21 protein-coding genes are annotated in these 20,884 nt (G+C 56.6%); 9 read left to right on the plus strand and 12 right to left on the minus strand.

The window, feature by feature from the left end; translation table 11 throughout:
- Positions 1-210 precede the first annotated feature (210 nt).
- Positions 211-609, plus strand: coding sequence for a DUF2294 domain-containing protein (locus tag E1H13_RS12750; RefSeq protein WP_169613796.1), 399 nt, complete (start codon positions 211-213; stop codon positions 607-609).
- Here E1H13_RS12750 and E1H13_RS12755 read toward each other — a convergent pair.
- The 5 genes from E1H13_RS12755 to E1H13_RS12775 form a co-directional block, all read right to left on the minus strand.
- Positions 606-1,652, minus strand: coding sequence for a WD40 repeat domain-containing protein (locus tag E1H13_RS12755; protein WP_169613797.1), 1,047 nt, complete (start codon positions 1,650-1,652; stop codon positions 606-608). The two genes, E1H13_RS12750 and E1H13_RS12755, sit on opposite strands and share 4 nt — an antisense overlap.
- A gap of 114 nt (positions 1,653-1,766) precedes the next feature.
- Positions 1,767-2,972 carry a DNA double-strand break repair nuclease NurA gene (locus tag E1H13_RS12760; protein WP_169613798.1) on the minus strand — a complete coding sequence of 402 codons (1,206 nt, stop codon included), beginning with the start codon at positions 2,970-2,972 and terminating at the stop codon, positions 1,767-1,769.
- 324 nt (positions 2,973-3,296) lie between these two features.
- Positions 3,297-4,349 carry a type 2 isopentenyl-diphosphate Delta-isomerase gene (gene fni, locus E1H13_RS12765; RefSeq protein WP_169613799.1) on the minus strand — a complete coding sequence of 351 codons (1,053 nt, stop codon included), beginning with the start codon at positions 4,347-4,349 and terminating at the stop codon, positions 3,297-3,299.
- Positions 4,350-4,385: 36 nt separating this feature from the next.
- On the minus strand, positions 4,386-4,943 hold the full coding sequence (gene pyrR, locus E1H13_RS12770; RefSeq protein WP_169613834.1) for a bifunctional pyr operon transcriptional regulator/uracil phosphoribosyltransferase PyrR: 558 nt from the start codon (positions 4,941-4,943) through the stop codon (positions 4,386-4,388).
- A gap of 284 nt (positions 4,944-5,227) precedes the next feature.
- On the minus strand, positions 5,228-5,671 hold the full coding sequence (locus E1H13_RS12775) for an Rrf2 family transcriptional regulator (RefSeq protein ID WP_169613800.1): 444 nt from the start codon (positions 5,669-5,671) through the stop codon (positions 5,228-5,230).
- A 312-nt stretch (positions 5,672-5,983) separates the two neighbouring features.
- Here E1H13_RS12775 and E1H13_RS12780 point away from each other — a divergent pair, with 312 nt between their 5' ends.
- The 3 genes from E1H13_RS12780 to E1H13_RS12790 all read left to right on the plus strand — a co-directional run bounded on the left by E1H13_RS12780 (position 5,984) and on the right by E1H13_RS12790 (position 8,846).
- Complete coding sequence (locus E1H13_RS12780; RefSeq protein WP_169613801.1) at positions 5,984-6,388, plus strand: AbrB family transcriptional regulator; 405 nt, start codon at positions 5,984-5,986, stop codon at positions 6,386-6,388.
- 265 nt (positions 6,389-6,653) lie between these two features.
- Entirely contained in the window at positions 6,654-8,138 is a 1,485-nt protein-coding gene (locus E1H13_RS12785) for a hypothetical protein (protein WP_169613802.1), read from the plus strand.
- 3 nt (positions 8,139-8,141) lie between these two features.
- Positions 8,142-8,846 (plus strand): C40 family peptidase, encoded by a 705-nt coding sequence (locus tag E1H13_RS12790; protein ID WP_169613803.1) that lies wholly within the window; start codon positions 8,142-8,144, stop codon positions 8,844-8,846.
- Positions 8,847-8,883: 37 nt separating this feature from the next.
- Here the strand turns inward: E1H13_RS12790 and E1H13_RS12795 are convergent, their stop codons facing one another.
- The 5 genes from E1H13_RS12795 to E1H13_RS12815 all read right to left on the minus strand — a co-directional run bounded on the left by E1H13_RS12795 (position 8,884) and on the right by E1H13_RS12815 (position 14,576).
- On the minus strand, positions 8,884-10,152 hold the full coding sequence (locus tag E1H13_RS12795) for a SufS family cysteine desulfurase (RefSeq protein WP_169613804.1): 1,269 nt from the start codon (positions 10,150-10,152) through the stop codon (positions 8,884-8,886).
- Between the two features lie 126 nt (positions 10,153-10,278).
- The gene (gene sufD, locus E1H13_RS12800) at positions 10,279-11,628 is read right to left on the minus strand and encodes a Fe-S cluster assembly protein SufD (RefSeq protein ID WP_169613805.1); all 1,350 of its coding nucleotides are present in this window, start codon (positions 11,626-11,628) and stop codon (positions 10,279-10,281) included.
- Positions 11,628-12,416, minus strand: a complete 789-nt coding sequence (sufC, locus tag E1H13_RS12805) for a Fe-S cluster assembly ATPase SufC (RefSeq protein ID WP_169613806.1) — start codon at positions 12,414-12,416, stop codon at positions 11,628-11,630. The genes sufD and sufC overlap by 1 nt, the downstream gene beginning before the upstream one ends.
- 274 nt (positions 12,417-12,690) lie before the next feature.
- Positions 12,691-14,130, minus strand: a complete 1,440-nt coding sequence (gene sufB / locus E1H13_RS12810) for a Fe-S cluster assembly protein SufB (protein WP_169613807.1) — start codon at positions 14,128-14,130, stop codon at positions 12,691-12,693.
- Between the two features lie 86 nt (positions 14,131-14,216).
- Positions 14,217-14,576, minus strand: coding sequence for a ferredoxin-thioredoxin reductase catalytic domain-containing protein (locus E1H13_RS12815; protein WP_169613808.1), 360 nt, complete (start codon positions 14,574-14,576; stop codon positions 14,217-14,219).
- A gap of 277 nt (positions 14,577-14,853) precedes the next feature.
- On the opposite strand from E1H13_RS12815, the gene sufR reads away from it, so the two are divergent.
- A complete protein-coding gene (gene sufR, locus E1H13_RS12820) occupies positions 14,854-15,519 on the plus strand; it encodes an iron-sulfur cluster biosynthesis transcriptional regulator SufR (RefSeq protein WP_169613835.1) in 666 nt (221 codons plus the stop codon).
- A gap of 109 nt (positions 15,520-15,628) precedes the next feature.
- Positions 15,629-17,053 carry a Na+/proline symporter gene (locus tag E1H13_RS12825; protein ID WP_169613809.1) on the plus strand — a complete coding sequence of 475 codons (1,425 nt, stop codon included), beginning with the start codon at positions 15,629-15,631 and terminating at the stop codon, positions 17,051-17,053.
- 131 nt (positions 17,054-17,184) lie between these two features.
- Here E1H13_RS12825 and E1H13_RS12830 read toward each other — a convergent pair whose 3' ends face one another.
- Entirely contained in the window at positions 17,185-18,033 is an 849-nt protein-coding gene (locus E1H13_RS12830; protein ID WP_206070432.1) for a glutamate--tRNA ligase family protein, read from the minus strand.
- A 79-nt stretch (positions 18,034-18,112) separates the two neighbouring features.
- Here E1H13_RS12830 and E1H13_RS12835 point away from each other — a divergent pair, with 79 nt between their 5' ends.
- Together E1H13_RS12835 and E1H13_RS12840 are read left to right on the plus strand one after the other, a co-directional pair.
- On the plus strand, positions 18,113-18,382 hold the full coding sequence (locus tag E1H13_RS12835; protein WP_169613811.1) for a hypothetical protein: 270 nt from the start codon (positions 18,113-18,115) through the stop codon (positions 18,380-18,382).
- Positions 18,383-18,430: 48 nt separating this feature from the next.
- A complete protein-coding gene (locus E1H13_RS12840) occupies positions 18,431-18,661 on the plus strand; it encodes a hypothetical protein (RefSeq protein ID WP_206070434.1) in 231 nt (76 codons plus the stop codon).
- Positions 18,662-18,753: 92 nt separating this feature from the next.
- Here the strand turns inward: E1H13_RS12840 and E1H13_RS12845 are convergent, their stop codons facing one another.
- Positions 18,754-19,827, minus strand: a complete 1,074-nt coding sequence (locus E1H13_RS12845) for a zinc ABC transporter substrate-binding protein (protein ID WP_169613812.1) — start codon at positions 19,825-19,827, stop codon at positions 18,754-18,756.
- A gap of 91 nt (positions 19,828-19,918) precedes the next feature.
- Between E1H13_RS12845 and E1H13_RS12850 the strand changes: the two genes are divergently transcribed.
- Complete coding sequence (locus E1H13_RS12850; RefSeq protein ID WP_169613813.1) at positions 19,919-20,737, plus strand: hypothetical protein; 819 nt, start codon at positions 19,919-19,921, stop codon at positions 20,735-20,737.
- The last annotated feature ends 147 nt before the right edge of the window (positions 20,738-20,884 follow it).

Below are 20,884 nucleotides of genomic sequence, written 5' to 3' on the forward strand. Positions count from 1 at the left end.
GAAGGCAGAAAGGGAATCCCTCTCTAAGCAAAGGTTTGGGCTTGCGGAAATAGGCGAGTCACTTCTGCCTCAGAGTACTAGGCCGCCTAGGTCACAAGCTTAGCACCATCGAAATCTCAAGTAAGTGTCATAATAGGGCTGAAGTTTTTTCTGCCCCCATCGGTTTAGTCTGCTGTATTGCCATCCATTGTTGCCGCTGCACACCTTTCCATGGATACACTTTCCTCGTCGGCTATCCCCACTAAGGGGGAATTGGAACGTAAGATTAGCCAACAAATTCATAAGCTCCATCGAGAGCAATTGGGGCATTCTCCTGGCAAAATCACCTGTCAACTAGTGGATGAAAAGCTGTTTCTGGTGGTTGAGGATTCTGTGACCAAGCCTGAGCAGTTGCTGGTAGAACGGGGAGAAACTGACCTGGCGGCAACAGTAAGAGGGGACTTAGCCAATGCCCTACAGTCTGAAATCACCCATCTGATCGAAACCCTCTTAAGTAGTAAGGTGGTTGATGTCTTAAGCGATGCCACCCTAGAAACCGGGCGCACGGGCATCGTCATTGTGCTTTCAGAACCCCCTATGGTCCGCCTTAATGGCAAAGCTTCAGCCTAGGCAGGTTGGGGCTGCCAGACCCGCACGGTACCATCCCACCCAGCCGTGACCAAGGTTCGACCGTCGGGGGCAAAGGCGACGGACCACACCCCTCCTTCATGGCCCTGCAAAATGGCCACTAACTTACCCTGGGCCATGGCCCATAGGCGCACAGAGCCGTCGTTACCGGCTGTGGCTAACAGCTGACCATCAGGGCTAAATTTAATCGAGTTGACCGGTGCTGAATGGGCCTTAAAACTGGTGATTTCTCGCCCGCTGTTGAGTTTCCAAAAACGCACGGTGCAATCAGCACTGGCACTGGCCAGGAGCCAGTTGTTGGGGCTCGGGGCTACCGACAATACCTCAGCGGTGTGGCCTGTCAGCACCAGGTTTTTCCCTTTACCTTGGATGCGGTAAAGGCGAATCGTGTGGTCCTGACTGCCGCTAATTAGGGTGGTACCGTCGTGGCTCACGGCCACGGTGCGCACCCAGTGACTATGTCCTTGAAAGCAGTGCAGCGGGGTTGATTGTCCCATCTGCCAGGCGACTACGGTATTGTCTTGGCCGCCGCTAAACAGGTACTGGCCACTGGGGCTAAAAGCCACCGCTCGCACCCAATTGCGATGTCCCTTCAGTTGACCTAACGGTTGACCATCGGCTAAGTTCCAAAGGTAAATAATGTTGTCATTGCTGACACTGGCCAAACAGATTTGGTCGGGGCTAAGGGCCACCGATCGCACCCAGGCATGATGCCCTGTGATACATTGCAGCAGGTTGCCCGTGGCCAAATGCCATACCCTAATGGTTTTGTCACCACTGCCGCTAATGATAAATTTGCCATCGGCACTGATGACCACAGATCGCACCCAGCTACTGTGACCGGTCAATACGCGGGTGCAGGTCCATGGGTGGGCGACGGATTCGGCAAGGGCCTTACCGCCGTCTTCAGCCCCTAGGGCGGTAGTCAGGTCAGCCCACTGAAAGGCAGGGGTTGGATCAGATGCCGATTGGTGGAGAAATGAGTGGTAGGGCAGAGGGGCCATGACAGGGGGGCGCAGCGTCATACGTTAATACTGTAAATCACAACATAGCTGCCGGGGCTGGCCAAGGCCAGAAAGGCTCCGTTGACTACAGTCTGCCTGCATCCTATTCCGAAAATCAGAGGGACCGCTACTACCCTAAGCAATACTGCCCCGCTTGCGGGCCTCTTTGTAGGAGGTGCCCACCTGTTTAAGCCCGGCCCGAATCATTTCCTGTTCAAGCAGGGCAAAGAAACGACTGCGATCGCCCCCTCGCACCACCGCCTGATTATGGGCTTCCGCCAGGGCCACAGGGTAGCCATACCCTTTCTGCACCTGGGTCAGCACCATCTGAATCGCCTGCTGACACAACTGGCGATCGACCATCACCCACTGGGGTACCTCGATGCGGGCCACCTCGGCTCCCACATGCAGATAGCAAAAATACACCGTGTGATCGCCGTAGCTGTCTAAAATGTCGGCAGAGCTGCGCCAGAAGGGGCTACGCTGACCAGGAACCAGTTCCGTAGCCCAAAAGGTGGCGTCACGCAGGGGCATGAACTGGGTACAGGGGGCGGCATCAGATTGGCCTTGGCAGTGGGTTTGGCAGTCGGGCTGGGGAAAGGGACAGGCGGCCAATCGCAAAAAGTTCAGCCCTTCGCCACTGCGGCTAGCGCTGAGGTAGCCCACCAGGGGAATGCCCAGTTGCCGCAGGCGCTCCCAGGCGTCGAGGATGGGGGGCAGGATGTGTTGACGGGCCTCGGCAGGCAGGGTTTCTACAAACCAGTAAATCAGCGATCCATCCACCAGGGCTAGGGTCGGAGGGGGCTGGCCAGCGCCCTCAGCCGCCGACAGTAACTGACGTGTAGCCTCTCCCAGTTCCGCTAAGACCACCGCCTCAGCTACAGTACGGCGGTATCCCATCCATTCTTCGGTGCCGATACCCCAAGGCCGAGACTGGTACAGATCTTCGGGGCGGTACACTACCTCAGGCAGGCTATCTAGCAGAGGGTAGCGGCTTTGACCATAGTGCAACACCACCCGACCTATATTAATCAAATAGCAGTAGGCAATTTCGTGGTGACTGGGGGAAATTTGCGAGCCGTCGGTGGCCAGTACGGTGTGGGTCGCTGGGGCCGCTGCCAGGGCCAGGCGGGTGGCCAGGGGTTCCACTGGCTGAGCGGCCATAAACCCCATGCGATCGCGCCATTGGTCCAGCTGATCGCTCAGCGCCGTTTGCTGCTGGAGGGCTACTACCATTAGCTGTCGAGCCACCTCAACCCGCACCTTGGCGGCTTCCGCCTCTTCGGATAGGTGCTGGCTAATGCCCTGCATCTGGCGGGCCAGCTTCATCAAATCAAGCATAGGGGCACTCTCGCACCAAACAACAGCCCATCACCAAGAGGGTTGCCAGATAGCTTAGAACATCAGTCTGCACTACCGTGAACTGTAAACCCCTAAGACGCTATCTAGCCTGCGATCGCTCACGACACAATTAGAAGAACCTGTTAGTAAGAACATGCCCTCTCCCAAGTAGCGATCGCAATGACCCTATGACGCAGCAAATGTCAGTACGTATACACTACAACAACGAGTGCCTTGCGACATCAACCGGCCCACTATTCCTGATACCTGTCACCTAGAACCTGACACCCCCCGCCAAGGCAGTCCCCGTTCTACCGGCCAGAACTAGGTAGCGGTCTGACTCAAAAGCCCCGGCTGGCGCAGTCCAGCCAGACTAGCTTGCCCGGTACAAAACAACACCGTGGTGATCTCAGCAATCAGCACCTCAGCCAGGGCCGCCACCGCCGCCTCTGACTGACTCGCCGCCTTCAAAAACGGAAACGCCAACCCCGCCAGATCAGCCCCCAGGGCCAAGGTCTTGGCCACATCCAACCCGTTGCGCAACCCCCCGGAAGCAATTAACGGCAGGGTGGGGGCCACCTGGCGCGCCTGCACAATACAGTCGGCGGTGGGCAGCCCCCAGTCGGCAAAGGTCTGCCCCAGACGACGCTGGACCGGGTCTTGGGCCCGCTCACTCTCCACCCGAGCCCAGGAGGTACCCCCGGCCCCAGCCACATCAACTGCGGTAATTCCGGCATCCAGCAGACGCTGTACCATGGGGGCAGAGATCCCATTGCCCACCTCTTTGGCAATCACCGGCACCGGCAGGGCGGCACACACCTGCTCAATTTTGTGGAGTAGTCCTTTAAAGTTGGTATCGCCACCGGTTTGGACCGCCTCTTGTAGGGGGTTGAGGTGCAAAATCAGGGCGTCAGCTTCTAAGCGGTCCACCACCCGGCGACATTGGTCCAGGCCGTAACTATAGTTGAGCTGCACCGCCCCCAGGTTAGCCAACAATAGGATGTCCGGAGCCTGCGATCGCACCTTAAACGTGCCCATTAAATCTGGATTTTCCACCGCCACCCGTTGAGACCCCACCCCCATGGCCAGGCCGTAGTGCTGGGCCACCGTCGCCAGCCGCTGGTTGATTTGGTGGGCCTCGGCTGTACCGCCAGTCATCGATGAAATCAGCAGCGGTGCCCCCAGCGGCTTGCCCAGAAACTGCGTATTTAAACCAATGTCTTGCCAATCTAGCTCAGGCAAACAGGCATGGCGAAAACGATAGCGCTCTAGCCCTGTGGTCAACTGGGCACACTGCACATTTTCCTGCAAGCAAATACGCAGATGATCAGCCTTACGGGTTTGGGTGTCATGGGACTGGGCGGGCAATACGGTCACTGGTTCAGCTCAGGTATCAGGGAATCACAGCCTGTTTCAGCATACGGTGGCATCGGGTTTGAGTAAATGCACGGCATCCTGGCCATCGGTGTCCTGCAAAAAAACTTTGACTGACTCATCTTTAGCAGTGGGCAACACCTTACCCACAAAGTCTGGGTGAATCGGTAACTCGCGATGCCCCCGGTCAATCAACGTTGCCAACCGAATCAGCTGGGGGCGACCATAGTCAATCACCGCATTTAGAGCGGCCCGAATTGTGCGCCCACTGTAGATCACATCATCCACCAAAATCACCACTTTGTCGGTAATGTCGAAGGGAATTTTGGTGCGCGCCGGGGTGCGCGTGCTAATTTTGTCCAGGTCATCCCGGTAAAGGGTGATGTCCAGGGCTCCCACTGGCAGCGACACCCCCTCCAGTCGCTGAATCTGCTGGGCCAACATTTGGGCTAGGGGCACTCCTCGGGTGTAGATTCCCAGCAGCACCAGTTGATCCAATCGACCGCCCCGCTCAATCACCTCCGACGCCAGTCGGTTCAAGGTGCGACGCAACTCTTCAGGCGATAAAATTTCCACCGTGGTCCGGCTTAAACTCATGGCTTCCACTGATAGATGACAGTTGATCAGATAAAGCGGAATAAAGACACTATAGCCGACGAATTTATCAGCCAATTCTTGTCCCAGACCGCCAGTACAGATCCCAGGGGTCTGCCTTGGGATACCCCAAAATTCATATCCCCTGGGCCTAAAACCCGTGGGAGCTTGACCTACTGTACCGCTGCCCTAGTATTCTGAGGCATAAGTCGGCCCACCATTCCTGACACCCGATACCCGAAACCTGATCCTCTCAGCAACAGTGGTCATATTTCTGCCAGGCAGTACTAAACCACAAAGTTGGCGTCCTCTCCCTGGGCGGCTTGCCAACTGCGGGCATCAAAGTAAAGGTCTTCCAAGGAAATACTGTAAAGGGCCTCTTTCAGCTTGGCCGATAAACGGTTCCAGACCGCAAAGGTAACCCAATCTTCCGCTTGTTCAGCCTGGGGTTGATGGCGGGGTAAAGGCGTGACTTGCTCGCCGACGGCCTCTAGAATTTGTCCCAGGAAAATTTGGTCAGGCGCTTTGGCCAAGCAGTATCCCCCCTGGGGACCCCGCACCGATTCCACAATGCCAGCCCGGCGCAAGTCTATCAGTAGCTTTTCTAGGTAAGGCGGCGGCAAATCCTGGCGGTGGGCAATGGTGTGGACAGAGACCGGTTGTTTGGATGGCTGCAAGGCTAAGTCCAGCAGCGCCTTAACACTGTAATGACCACGGGTCGTTAGTTTCATGGGACGATTTCAAGACAGCTTTTGCCTTAGTCTAGGGGCTATTATCCCATTGTGAAGGGCATTGTCAGTTCATTTGATCGATTTACCCCGGGCTTAACAAAGCCCCCCTGAAAGTAACCTAATCCCTCAAAAGAGACCAACTTTGAGAGAGACTCCGCCAGGTTTGAATCTCCCTTAAAAAAATGAATGCAAAAAACTATTTTCCTGTAGTATCATTCTCGGTGTCTTGGTTAAACTGTGGCCAAGCAGACAAGAATTCTGCTCTTCCTCAAGAGCCCATCCCCAAAACTGTCGTGATCGAGAATAGTGTGAATGGCTAAAGATACCCAGGTAGAGATGTTGACCGGACCAGAGCTATTGCAAAAGGTAAAAGAGCTAGAAGACCATAGCAAAGAAGAAAAAGCGAAGGCTTGTGGCTACTACACCCTGACTAAGTCTGGCAACTCACGGGTCAACATGATGAAATTCATGAATGCCCTAATTGAAGCAGAGGGGATTCAGCTTGACGGCAGCCAGAATGGCAATGGTCGCGGTGGACGCAACGCTAGCTTCCGGATTACGGTGCAGTCAAACGGCAATCTACTGATTGGTTCGGCTTACACCAAGCAAATGAACCTAAAACCGGGAGATGAATTTGAAATTTCCCTAGGCCGTAAGCATATTCGCTTAAAGCAACTGAGTGCTAATGGCGAGATGCTCACTGATGAAGATGAATAACTAAGAACGCTATAAAACGCTATTTTTCTTAAAGGTTGATCCATCGTCAGTAAGTTTAAGTACAATGGGCAGGCTAAGCACAAACCCGTGCGGCTTGCCTATTTTTGTGAACCTATTCCTGCGGTTATAGATTATGCATGGGCTTTACTTGGGATAGTTATACAGCCTCACCTGAGCTGTCAGAGGTCCCTGGTTAACCGCTGCCAGTTGCCACCACTTGACAACAGTTTTAGCTGACATGATTGAGGGATTGTAGGGTCAGTCTATGAGCTTCCCCATTGTTCTAGATATTGCGCTGGGTCTAGTTTTTATCTTCTTTGTGTTGAGTCTCTTGGCCAGCGAAATGCAAGAGATTATTGGCACGCTACTCCAGTGGCGGGCTGAGCACCTGAAGCAGTCCATTGAGGTGCTGCTAGCCGGTAACGAAAACGAGAAAGCCACCGATGCCCAGGTGCTGGCCGACGCCCTATACGACAGCCCCTGGATTCGCAGCCTTAATCAAGAGGCAAAGGGGCCTATTGCCAAGACATTTAGGGGGGGCAGCCATACTATTGGCCGGATTTATCGCGCCCTTACTGGCAACCGCAATGTGTTTGGCAAGGGTAAAACTAGCGGTCCCTCTTATATTCCCTCTGAGGCCTTTGCCAACAGCCTGATAGAGCGCATGCAGCTAGAAAACCTGTGGCAAGTTCTGGCTCAGGACCGGCTACAGGAGTTTGCGACAGAGAGAATCTTGCTGCCTGTTACCCATAGTCTCAGTGACCTTAAAGCCAGCACCGGTAACGAATTTTTGCTAAACGCTGAGCGTCAGCAGCTAGAACAGGCGATCGCCGAAACCGTTCAAGATTTTCAGTTAGGGCTGGTATCCCTATCAGATAGCCTCGATCGGTTAATCGCCAAGCTCGACGACTTTGCTCTCATGGCGCAAGATGTGCTGCCCGACCAAAACTATTTAACAGAAACGTTTATCCGGCGGTTGAACTACATCAAGCGCAGCTTAGATAGCACCCCCACCGAGCGATCGGCCCTGCTAAAAAAACTGCGTCCTAGCGTGGCCCAGTTGCTGGATGTGTTTGACAGCAAAAGCTCAACCTTTCGAGAACTAGGTCGGCTGGGGCAGCAAGGCAATGCCACGGCCCAAGAGCTACTTAGTCGGTTGGATAGCGACACCATTACCCCAGCCCTGCGATCGAGTTTGCTAGCCATTGCGCGCCGGATAGAGGCCACAAAAGAGGTAGCCGCGTCAGGTGTGGTACGCAATGAAGTACGGCAATTTGGCCAAGAAATTGAAAAGTGGTTTGACCGAGGCATGGAGCGAGCCACTGGCGTTTACAAGCGGAACGCTAAGGCGGTGGCCCTAATTCTAGGGATAGCCACCGCGATCGCCATCAATGCCGATTCCTTCCATATTGCTACTCGCTTGGCGAAAGACTCTGTTCTGCGCGGTTCTATTACCCAAACCGCCGACCAATTGGTGACCGACTCCCCAGGAGATTTTGGCGACAACCTGAGTCAGGTACAGGCGGCGATCGATCAAGCCTTAGAAGAGATTCCCTTCCCCCTAGGCTATGGTGACCGGGTGGTGCAGCAGCAGTTGGAGGCAGAGGATACATGGCCGGTGCCTGTGGTGCAGCGTCGGTTCCTGGGCTGGCTAGTGAGTGGGTTTGCCATTTCCATGGGATCTACATTTTGGTTTAACGTGCTGAAGCGAGTGGCCAACATTCGCAATACCGGAGAAGTGGGAGAGTAAGGCATGGCATGGCCTCTGGCTACGGACCTGGCTACGGAGTACGTCTGCAGTCGGGCCATTAACCTGTACAAAACCCCGGACCTAGGTGGGTTAGTCACCCAGACGGCCCCTGGGCGGCATTTGCGGCGGTGGTCCATGGTCCCAACTGAATCATCCCAGATCGCCCAGGCTGTGCGTCTGTGTGAGGATGGTTACCTGGGTTGGATTAGTCAAGCGGACTGGTATAGCCTGGGCCAAGCCCCATCTCCCTACATACCGCCAGTGCTTGATCGGGCCGCCATTGAACCGCGACTAACCGAGGCGATCGCCTTTACCCACCGGGCCATGGCCCAGCCCAACCGGTATCTGTGGGGGGGCACCGTTGGCCCCGATTACGATTGCTCTGGGCTGATGCAAGCCGCCTTTGGGGCGGTAGGTATTCAGCTACCCCGCGATTCGTACCAGCAAGAAGCCTTCACTCAGCCGATCCCCTGGGATGATCTACAGCCCGGCGATTTAGTCTTTTTTGGCACTCCAGAGCGTACTAAGCATGTGGGATTGTACCTGGGGGCAGGTAACTATATTCATAGCTCTGGGATTGATCAAGGCCGCAATGGCATCGGCATCGACTCGCTGACAGACTTGTCCGATCCCGTTAGTGCTGCTTACCAGGCTCAACAACGTCGCCCAGGCCGAGTAATGGAGAGCTACTGTCCCCCAGTGGTATAGTCCCTGGACTTATACCACTCCGAACGGGAGACTGCACTCAGTCGTCCTCGAACACGCTCTGGAAAAATTCGATCGTGTCTTTGAGGGCCGCTATAAAGGCGTCGATTTCGGCCTTGGTATTGTAAAAGTAGAGGCTGGCCCGCGCAGTGGAGTCTACCCCTAGCAGCCGATGTAGGGGTTGGGTGCAGTGGTGACCTGAGCGAATGGCAATACCCGATTGATCCAACAGGGTGGACAAATCTTGGGCATGGACCCCCTCCACGGTAAAGGTGGCTAGGGCCGCTCGCCCACTACCGTCCGCTTGGGGCAGGGGACCGTACAGCTTGACTTCAGGAATGGTCTGGATTTGTTGGTACAGATAGGCGGTCAGTTCGTGCTCGTAGGTGGCGATTTTATCCATACCGATGGACGATAAATAGTCGACGGCGGCCCCCAGGGCGATCGCCTCGGCAATGGCTGGGGTACCCGCCTCAAACTTGTGGGGCAACTCGGCATAGGTGGCATGGTCCAGAAACACATCGGCAATCATCTCGCCGCCGCCCAGGAAGGGGGGCATGGCCTCCAGCAGATCGAGCTTGCCGTACAAAAAGCCAATGCCGGTAGGACCACACATTTTATGGCCCGAGGCCACAAACCAGTCACAGCCCATGGCCGGTAGGTTCAAGGGCAGATGCGGGGCACTCTGGCAGCCGTCGATTAGCACCCTAGCCCCATGGCGGTGGGCGATGGCGATGATCTCCTCGACGGGGTTAAGGCTACCCAGGGTGTTAGACACATGGTTCACCGCCACCAGCCTGGTCCTGTCGTTGACCAACTCACGATAATGATCTAAGTCAAAGCCCTGATTGGCTGAAAGCTCCACAAACTTCAGCACCGCCCCCGTCCGCTGGGCCACAAATTGCCAGGGGACCAGGTTACTGTGGTGTTCCATCACCGACAGCAGAATTTCATCCCCCGGCTGCAGGGTGGTCATGCCCCAGCTATAAGCCACCAGATTAATGGCTTCGCTGGCGTTACGAGTAAAGACAATTTCGTTGCGGCTAGTGGCATTGACAAAGGCCGCCACCTTGTCCCGCGCCCCTTCGTAGGCATCAGTGGCCCGGGCACTGAGGCAGTGGATGCCCCGGTGTACATTGGCATTGTCCTGCTGATAGTAGTGCTGCAACGCCTCTAGCACCGCCTTGGGCTTTTGGGACGTGGCGGCATTATCAAAATACACTAGGGGGTGACCGTGGACCTCCTGGTGCAGAATTGGGAAGTCGGCGCGGACCTTGGCAGCAAGAGTGAGTTCCTGGGCAACGGTCATGGGGGTGGATGGGTAGGGGGTGGATGGGTAGGGGGTGGATGGGAGGGGGTGGATGGGTAGGGGGTGGATGGGTAGGGGGTGGATGGGTAGGGGGTGGATGGGTAGGGGCAGACCCAAGTGTCTGCCCTAGGCCCCCGTCCATTGAGCAAGGATTTTGGTCAGACGCGATCGCAGGGTAGCCACCGGAATCGTCTCTAACATCTCCATAGCAAAAGCATAGATCAATAAGCGCTGGGCCTGGGGGGCACTAATGCCGCGACTTTGTAGATAGAAAATTTCGTCGGCCTGGAGTTGACTGACGGTGGCTCCGTGGGCGCACTTGACATTATCGGCCACAATTTCCAGCTGGGGCTTGGTATCTATCCGCGCCTTATCCGACAACAGTAAGTTGCGGTTGAGCTGACTAGCGTTGGTTTCTTGGGCAGCCTGGGCCACCACCATGCGCCCGTTAAAGACGCTGTGGGCTTTGTCATCCACGATCGCTTTGTGCACCTGGTCCACGGTGCCGTAGGGATGACTAAGGGCCACCAGGCTGTGGGTATCAGCGCGCTGGGAGGCGGTAATCGCCCCCAACCCATACAGCTTGGTGGTGGTTTGCTCGCCGGTTTGGTAAATTTCCCAGTTGTGGCGACTGAGCCTAGCCCCAAAGTCCACAGCAGTGCCAATATATTGACTATCTCGGGCTTGGGTCACCACGGTCTTAGCCATGTGAAACGTGCCACTGCCCTCTCGTTGGAGGCGACTGTGGGTGATCTGGGCATTGGCCTCTAGCCAAATTTCAGTGACCGCATTGGTGAAATAAGCCGTACTGGCATGGCCCCAGTAGTCTTCGATCAGAGTGAGGGCGCTACTCGTTTCTGCCACCACCAAACAGCGGGGTTGAGCCAGAACTGGGGTATCTGCGGCCTCAGCTCCGTAGAGTATCTGCAACGGCGTTTCCATCACCCCACTAGGGGGCAGCCACACCACCACCGCATCCTGAAAGCCAACGGTATTGAGGGCCGTGAACACATCGTGGTGGCCACTGGCCTGGCCCAAGCGCTGCACCAGTTTTTCCGACCAGATGGGGTGATTCTGGAGATCCCTCAAACTCCCGACGATCGCCCCCTGGGGCAGTCCCCCTAGTTGGGAAAGCTCTGGGCTCACTTGCCCGTTCACCACCACTACCTGAGCCCCAGCGGTTTCGGGCAAACGCCGGGCTTCGATATCTGTAGTGTCCCCCTGCGGGCCATCGGCACAGGCAAACGCGATGTCCAGCATGGGGGACAGATCGGTAAAGCGCCAGTCTTCCTGGCGAGTATGGGGGAAGGTTTGCTCTTTCAACAAGGCCTCAGCCCGCGATCGCAACTCGGGCAGGGCCAGATCTGCGGGTACGCCCCCCTTAACCGTCTGAATCAACCCCTTCAGGTAGGTATCTCGTTGCTCGGTACCACGAGCCATGGGGGCAACTACATTCTCTGAAACTGAACGTGTCATTATGCCGTCACCTCCGCTCGATGCTCATCCATAATCCACTCATAGCCGCGAGCTTCTAGGTCATGGGCCAGGGACTTATCCCCGGTGGTGATAATGCGGCCATCGGCCATCACATGGACATAGTCCGGCTGGATGTAGTTGAGCAGCCGCTGGTAGTGGGTAATCAGCACCACGGCATTGTCTGGGTTAGCCAGCTGGTTAACGCCACCAGCCACGGTCTTCAGGGCGTCAATGTCGAGGCCTGAGTCAGTTTCGTCCAGAATCGCCAGGATTGGTTCTAACAGGGCCATTTGCAAAATTTCGTTGCGCTTTTTCTCGCCGCCGGAAAACCCTTCGTTGACGCTGCGGTCCAAAAAGGAGGCGTCCATTTTTACCACATCCAGCTTCTCTTCGATCAGGTCATCGAAATCAAAGACGTCAATTTCATCTTCGCCCTGGCCTTTGCGGTGGGCGTTGTAGGCCACTCGCAAGAAATCCCGGTTGCTGACACCGGGAATTTCTAGGGGATACTGAAAGGCCAGAAATATCCCGGCGGTGGCGCGCTCGTGAGGCTCTAGCTCCAATAGGTCTTTGCCCTGAAACTGAATGTCGCCAGTGGTCACCTCGTAGTCAGGGTGACCGGCCAACACTTTGGAAAAGGTGCTTTTACCAGAACCGTTCAGGCCCATGATGGCGTGAATTTCTCCGGCTTTGACCTCCAGGTTCAGGCCTTTGAGGATTTCGGTGCCGTCAACGGTGGCATGGAGGTTGCGCACCATGAGAATTGTTTTGCTGTTTGGGTTAATCATGGTTCTTTCGTGGAGTGGGCACCGCCCACTATGCTCCTAACTGCGGGTTGAATGGTTGATGTTTACTAAGACATTTCGCTGCCAGGCAGATGGGGTGGGTTGGGACCGGTGGGCCGTTGGTGGGCAATGCCCACCCTACTTGGCTGGGGTTGGCTGGGGATATCGGTGGGGGCGGTGCATCGCTGCGTGGATGCACCCTATGGGTTGTTCACCCATCTACCCTACCCTGCGGGAAGCCGCTCCGCGTCTACCACCCATCTACCCATCCACCCATCTACCCCACCGTATTCTCCAGCTTCAGGGCCAGCAGCTTGTCCGCCTCGGCGGCAAACTCCATGGGCAGCTTGTTGAACACATCCCGGCAAAAGCCACTGATGATCATTGACACCGCATCTTCGGGGGAAATCCCCCGCTGGGCAAAGTAGAACAGCTGGTCTTCCCCAATTTTGGAGGTAGAAGCTTCGTGTTCCACCTGGGCGGTACTATTTTGCACCTGGATGTAGGGGAAGGTGTTGGCGCTGGAGGTATCGCCAATTAACATCGAGTCGCACTGGGAGTAGTTACGGGCACCAGCCGCTTTTGGTCCCATTTTCACCAGCCCCCGGTAGCTATTTTTCGACTTGGCCGCCGAAATCCCCTTAGAAATAATGGTGCTTTTGGTGTTTTTGCCCACATGCACCATTTTGGTGCCAGTGTCGGCCTGTTGCAGGTTGTTGGTCAGCGCCACCGAGTAGAACTCACCCACGGAATTGTCACCCACCAGAACGCAACTGGGGTACTTCCAGGTGATAGCAGAGCCGGTTTCCACCTGGGTCCAGGAAATTTTAGAGTTCTTACCGGCGCAGAGCCCCCGCTTGGTGACGAAGTTGTAAATGCCGCCTTTGCCGTTTTCGTCCCCGGCGAACCAGTTTTGTACGGTGGAGTAGTTGATGGCGGCGTCATCTAGGGCCACCAGTTCAACGATCGCCGCATGGAGCTGGTTACTGTCGTACATGGGGGCGGTACAGCCCTCTAAATAGGTCACTGAACTGCCGGATTCGGCCACAATCAAGGTGCGCTCGAACTGCCCGGACTCACCGTTGTTAATCCGAAAGTAGGTGGACAGATCCATCGGGCACTGGGTGTCTTTGGGAATGTAGACAAAGGAGCCGTCGCTAAACACAGCCGAATTGAGGGCCGCGAAGTAGTTGTCACCAATGGGTACCACCGTTCCCAGGTACTTTTCCACCAGATCAGGATGCTCTTGCAGGGCCTCCGAAATCGAGCAGAAGATTACCCCAGATTCGGCCAGCTTTTCTTTGTAAGTGGTGGCCACCGAGACGCTGTCAAAGATGGCATCCACAGCCACATTGGCCAGCCGTTTTTGCTCGGATAGGGGAATACCTAGCTTTTCAAAGGTGTCGAGCAGCGTCGGATCAACCTCATCCAGGCTGCCCAGCTTTTTGTCTTTGGCCTTGGGCGCCGAATAGTAAACGATGTTTTGGTAGTCAATGGGAGGATAGTTGACGTTGGGCCAAGTGGGCTCGGCCATGGTCAGCCACTTCCGGTAGGCTTTGAGCCGGAACTCCAGCATGAACTCCGGTTCGTTCTTTTTGGCGGAAATCATCCGCACCACGTCTTCGCTAAGGCCGCGAGGAATGGCATCGGCCTCAATGTCGGTCTTGAAGCCGTACTTATAGGGCTGAGTAACCAGGGATTGAACAGAAGTACTCATAGGGGACTCTCTGAACGGACTGCGAGGAAGGAACGGAACCGGAGCGGGTAGACCTCTAAAGGGCGATCGCCCTTTAGAGCCAAAGCCTAATATTTATTGGTTTCAGCACGAATGGTGTCAAAGGAAATGTCCTGCTGCTCCCCGGCAAAGGGGTTATCAGGGGTGAGAAACAGCATACAGTGGCACTCTTTGCGCTCCTGCATAGGCACGCAGGGACAGTTCCAGTAGATGGTTTTGACCTCGGCCTCCTTATCTTCGTAGTGACGGCAGGGACATAAGGGCGAACCGTAGTCATCCTTATGCTTGGCCAACCCCTCGAGCACCACGGCGGTAACCCCTGGATCGGCACAGAAGTAGGTACCAGTGCGCTTCGCATAACTTTGGGCGAAGTTGCGCATCAGCTCTAGGTTCTTTTCGGAAGCCTGGGTGGTTTTGTTATCAGTCATTACTCAGGATGTGGCTACACAGCCCACTAATTCTATACAATTAAAGCAACATTTAAGTTGTCTAACTGATCTTAGGTTAGTTTAACAACACGAGTGTTGTCAAAGTTAATAGCGAGTTGATCAAGCCAGGGACTGATGGTTGCGATCGCACCTATCGTCACTGCAACTTGTCACCGCAACTTGTCACCGCAGCATCTCCATTGAGCTAAGCCACCCCAGCTTATCTGCTTGCTACCATCCGCCTGTTTAATCCATGACAATTAGTTGGGCCAACGCCATGACCTCTGTGCAGCAACCCTCCACCGGCACCAAAGACGATATTTTGACTTACCTGCTGAAGCAGGGAGAAGCCACGGCCCAAGGGTTGGCCACCCATTTTGAGGTCAGTGCCCAAGCCATTCGCCGTCACCTGAAAGACCTGGAGGCGGAAGCGCTGATTGAGCATCGAGCGGTGCAGGAAGGGATGGGACGCCCCAACCATATCTATCAACTCAGTGCCAAGGGGCGCGATCGCTTTCCGGCCCAGTATGACGAGTTCGCGATTTCCCTGCTAGATACCCTGGCGGAAACCGTGGGCCAAGACCAGGTGGGGACAATCCTGCGCAAACAGTGGGAGCGGAAAGCCCTGGAGTATCGCGATCGCGTCGGTACGGGTAGTCTGGCGGAGCGGGTGGCTAATTTGGTGAAGCTGCGCCAGGCAGAAGGGTACATGGCTGAATGGCACGAGGTGCCTGCTGACGATGACCGCTGCGACCCCGGTCCCTGCTACGTTATTACCGAATACAACTGTGCCATTTCCCATATCGCCGAGTCCTTTCCCAGCGTCTGTGGCCACGAACTGGAGATGTTTCAGGTGGCCCTAGCGGACTGCTTGGTGCAGCGCACCCACTGGATTGTCCAGGGCGAGCATCGCTGCGGCTATTTGGTGAAAAAGCAGAGTTAGACCGTGATCGCCTTCTCAGCCAAATTTCAGGTGACCTTGGTAGGGTAGCGCTCAAGCTAATTCTCCTGTGGGAGAATGCGGCTGCCCTTTCGTCGTTGATTAGGTTGATATGATTGCTAATACCCTGACCTGGGTGCTCCTCGCCGGATATGGCGGTGTGTTGTTTTATCTGGTGCGCCAAACCACGCCCCAGAAGGTGAGCGCCCCCGAGTTTTTTGAAGGCCAGTCCAGCCGGGGGGATGCTCCGGGGCTATGGCTGCTGGTGGCCAGTGCCGCCATTTCTTGGATTTTTGCCAAGTCCATCGATAATGCGGCCAGCCTGGGCCAGGCCTTTGGGGTGTTGGGGGGCATTGGCTACGCCATCTATTACCTCAGTTTCTTTACGGCGGCGATCGCGCTGTATTTCCTTCGCACCCGGGGGGGCTTTCGCTCCATCCCTGAATTTTTAGTCAGCAAGTACGGCAAGCTGTGTTCGCGGCTATTTTTGCTGGCGATTGCCATTCGCCTACTCAACGAAGTGTGGTCTAACACCAAGGTATTTTCCCTCTACTTTGGCCCCGAGGGTAGCCCCAGCTACTGGATTGCCGCCGCGGTGGTTACCCTCTTCACCGTCTACTACACCCTGTTGGGGGGGCTACGCAGCAGCCTGCTCACCGATGGGGCCCAGATGGTGCTGGCCGCCGTGCTACTGGTGGCGATTTTGGTCACCCTGGGGCCGGGCCTGGTCCAAACCGGGCTACCCGTGGTCGACAGCGACACTCGCCTGGCTGGGCTTACCTTTTGCGGCCTAGCCTTTGTGCAAATTTTTAGCTACCCCTTCCACGACCCGGTGATGACCGACCGGGCCTTTATTACCGGCCCCCGTACCATGGTCAAAGGGTTCCTCTGGGCCGGGGTAATCAGCGGCGGCTTCATTTTGCTGTTTAGCTCGGTGGGGCTCTATGCCCGGGCCTTTGGGGTGGAAGGCACCCCCAGCCTGGCGGTACCCGCCTTATTTGGCCTGCCGATGCTGCTGATCTTCAACGCCATTATGCTGACCAGCGCTGGCTCCACCCTGGATTCGACCTTTTCCAGTGTCGCCAAGGTCGGGGCTCGGGACTGGTTTCACCGCAAAGGGGCACCCACGGAGGGGCAAGCCGTGATCGGTCGCTGGTGGATTATCGCCATCGCCCTGCTGGGTAACTTACCCCTGCTGAGCATTTACATGGGCGATCGCGTCGGCCCCGCGATCATTTTGGCCACCACCATCAGCGGCACCATGGTCATGGGGCTAGCGCCAATTTTCTTGCTAGCTTTCTTACCCCGGGCCGGTGCCCTTAGCTTTCACTTGGCCTTTTGGCCCGGGCTGGTGTTTGGCGTGCTGCGGGTGGCCGAGAATGTCATGGGGGCACCGATCTTCCCGGATTGGGTCAGTCTGGGCGGTGGTCGCTATGCCATTGACCTGGGGGTGAATGTGTATGGTCTGTTGCTGTGTACGGCGGGCTATATCGTGGGGGCCACAATCCTAGGGCAGAAACAGCAGAAGCTGGGGTAAGGGTTCAGGGTTCAGGGTTCAGGGTTTGAGGTTCAAGGTTCAGGGTTCAGGGTTTAAGGTTCAGGGTTTAAGGTTTGTACCTGACACCTGACACCTGACACCTCGATTGCGGGTTAGGGGGGCATGTCACGTTACAGGTTGACGATCTGCCGCAGGGTTTCTGGGGTGATGCCCCGCTGCCGCAGCGATCGCAAGCTGTTTACCCCATCTCGCTTGGCCAAGCGCCGCCCGGCCTGGTCTCGCACCAAGGGACAGTGGTAAAACCCGGGGATGGACCAACCCAAGGCCCGGTAGAGCAAAATTTGTTTGGCGGTGGCCAGCAGCAGGTCCTCGCCCCGCACTACTTCTGAAATAGCCATGGCCTGGTCATCGGCCACTACCGCCAGGTCATAGCTGGGGAATCCATCCCGGCGCCACACAATAAAGTCGCCAAAGTCCTGGCCTGCGGTAAAGGATCGCAGGCCAAGATTGCCATCCACAAAGGTGATGGTTTCCCCATCGGGTACTCGAAAGCGCCAGTTCACGGCACCGGGTTGCTCCACCTGGGGCCACCGGTCAGGCCGCAGCTGGGGTGGGAGAATTACCTCGCGATCGCCCTCATGGGGAGCGCTCAGGGCCCGGGCCACATCCCGCCGGGAATGGGGGCTGGGGTAGATCACACCGAGTCGATTGAGCTGTTGCCAAACCCGCTGGTAGACGTCCAGGCGATCCTGCTGACGATAGGGAGCATACGGCCCCCCCAGATCCAGTCCTTCCTGCCAGCGCAAGCCAAACCAGGCTAAGTCTTCCAGCAAATCAAGGGTGTATTGCGGCTTACAGCGATCGCGATCCAAATCCTCTATGCGCAGCACCAACACGCCCCCCTGCGCCTGCGCCCGCTGCTGGGCCACCCAAAAAGTCCGGGCATGGCCCAGGTGTAGATGGCCGGTGGGGGTGGGGGCCAACCGCCCCCGGTAAGGCTGAGTCATCACCAACGTCATTGCACTACCCCAGACTAATCCACTCATCGCCAGCCGTTAGGATGTAAATAGCCGTACCATCCTGCTTGACTAGCAATCCATGTTTGACCAATCTGTGCAATTTTTAACCGAAGCCGAATCTGCCGAGGTCGATAAGGCCCTACTGTCGTCCCCCGAAAAGTTCTTGGCTCGGCTGACCATCTCCACCGCTAAACTCCTACAGGTGATTGCCCAAGATCTCGATACCCCAGTGGAGGCCCTGACCCCACAACAAATCATCCAGTGGTTTGAACAAGACGCCAAGTTAAAGCGGGAGCAAGGGGTGAACGCAGCTGTGCTGAAGTGGCAATCTGAAGATCTACGCGGCTGATTGTGGCTTCGGGGGGAAACCTGCGGGACTTGTTTGCCCTGGTGAACTATGCGGCGGATAGTGCCCTTTACCGGGCCAGCCATGTATTCCCTACGGGATTGCGCCGTCCAGGAATTTAACGGTCAGCGCTGGTTTGGCATTCATCCCCTGGTGGTGGATAGTCTCGCGGCCCAAGGACGACTAACCCCCTCAACAACTGGAGTAGTGTTAGGTGGAACCATCAGTAGGCTGAACAATTTGGCAGCACTTTACGGCACCATGGCCGCCCAATGCCAATAGCAGGGGAGTTATGACAAGGTAGTGAAATACTTGGAGAAATCGATCGCACCGCGTCAGGCAGTTCCGTCAGCCAGGGAGATGAATACCAGAATTCACCCTTCCTCCGCCCAGCCCTGAGCCTGAACTTGGCTCAGGTCGCATTGCCCGCCAAGCCCTTCGACAATGGTGCAGGTGTTGGTCACTAGCATGCCCTGGTAGGTAGCGGCGGCGGTGCCCGGTTCACCCAGGGTATCGGCATAAAGGGACTGCTCAGCCAGGGTGACGTTCGCCTCCCGCGCCAGAATTTCCATCAGGCGGGGGTTACTGGTGGCTTCGGCAAAGACAGTGGGCACCCCAGTTTCCTTCACCAGATCCACCATTTCAGCAACCCGGGCGGCTGAGGGGCTGGCCTCGGTGCTGATGCTGCCCAGGGCAGATTCGATGGTGAGTCCGTAGGCGTCACCATAATAGGCCAGGGCATCGTGGGTGGTAACCAGAGTGCGATGCTCAGGTGGAATAGTGGCCACTTGAGCATTGATCCATTGGTCGATTACCTCTAGCTGATCGACAATCGCCTGGGCATTACGGTGGTAATTCAAACCTCGGCGCTGGTCGGGCACCAGGTCAATCAGGTAGCGCCGGATCACTAACACCATACTGATACCATGGCGGGCGTCGTGCCACACATGGGGGTCGGGCACTAAGCCGTCATCATCGTGGTCGTGGCCGTGGTCGTGGTCGTGGACTAGGGTAAGGTCACCGACATCCTCGCCAGGTGGAGGACCGTGGCTGTGATCGTGACCGTGGTGATGATGCTCACCCATTAGGGGGCTGGGCACCGCCATCGCCCCCACCGCCACCTTAGGGGCGCTGTTGGGGGTGGCTACAATCATGTCAATAATCGAGGGCTCAAAGTTGTAGCCGCCGTAGAATACCAGGTCGGCCTCGTCGATCGCCCGTCGGTCAGAGGGCCGAGCCTGGTAGACATGGGGATCATCGTCGAATTGCATCAAGCAAGTAAGGTCGATGGTATCGGTGGCGATCTGCTCCACCAGGTCGCACAGAACGCTATGGCTGGCTACCACCCGGGGGCGATCGGCCAGCCCCGGCCGTACACTGCCCACCAGACTCAGGGTGGTGATCAGTAGAACCTTTCCAACCGAGCGGGCGGCGTTTGTCATGGGCATAGCTGCACCAGAATGATAATGATTTTCATTCTTTCCCATCAGAGCTTAGAATTGATCTGCCAATGCTGTCAACGTTGGAGATCGCCGCGCTATGGTGCCCGGGCTGTCTAGGTCATGCTGCTACCTGTTTGCCCTGGGGCTATCGCTGGCGGGGCACGGTTTGCTGTTGCAGCTGCCTGCCCCTAGATTCCACCCGGCCACAGAGCAGCCGCTGGCGGCTGAAGCAACCAATTCCACTGTCACAGATATTGCCATCGTTTCCTTACCGAGTCCACCAGAGCAACCCAGCGAGCCCGATCAGCCGCCCTCTGCGGCCCAGGGCACCTCAACCAGCCAGCACCCAGAGCTTCAGCACCCAGAGCAACTCGATCCGCTTCCCGTCCATTCACCGACACCGCCGGATGGGCATTACCTGAATAGAGATATGAATAGAGAGAACTCCCCATCGCCACTGGAAAAACCCACCGCCGCTGCGGCGGTGATGCCCTCGCCCCCTGCTGAATCCGTCCCAACCGACGACAACTCCGCCAAGCCAACCCAGTTTTACCAGTTCTGGGACGGCCTCAGCGATCGCACCCTAGACGCTGGCTCCCTGGCCGAGACCCTAGAGCTATTCGGCACCCCCTACCAGGCGGCACTGTTTGTGGATGAGCAGGGAAAGGCGCGATCGCACCTGGAAACCTTTGTGCTGCTGCCCCGCCACAGCCCCACCCAGGCCCTGGCCCAGCTGATTCAGCCCCAGCTGATTGACACCGCCGCCTGCGATGTGAATGCCCTATCCACCTCCCCCCACCAGCAAGCCGGTGGCGGCGCCGTCTATGCCACCCAATGTGGACCCTTGCGGCAGTACCTCAACCTGGTGCCCATAAGCGGCGGCACGCTGATAGTGCTGTGGCGGGAGGAACCGTAGGGGAAGGCAGAAGGATGAAGGCAGAAGGATGAAGGCAGAAGGATGAAGGCAGAAGGATGAAGGCAGAAGGCGGGCAGGTGTCGGGTGTCGGGTGTCGGGCTGACCCACCCCTGCCCCTCCCAGGAGGGGATGCTGAAATCGAAAATT

The sequence above is a fragment of the Nodosilinea sp. P-1105 genome (genome assembly GCF_012911975.1).
In the GTDB taxonomy this organism is placed as follows: domain Bacteria; phylum Cyanobacteriota; class Cyanobacteriia; order Phormidesmidales; family Phormidesmidaceae; genus Nodosilinea.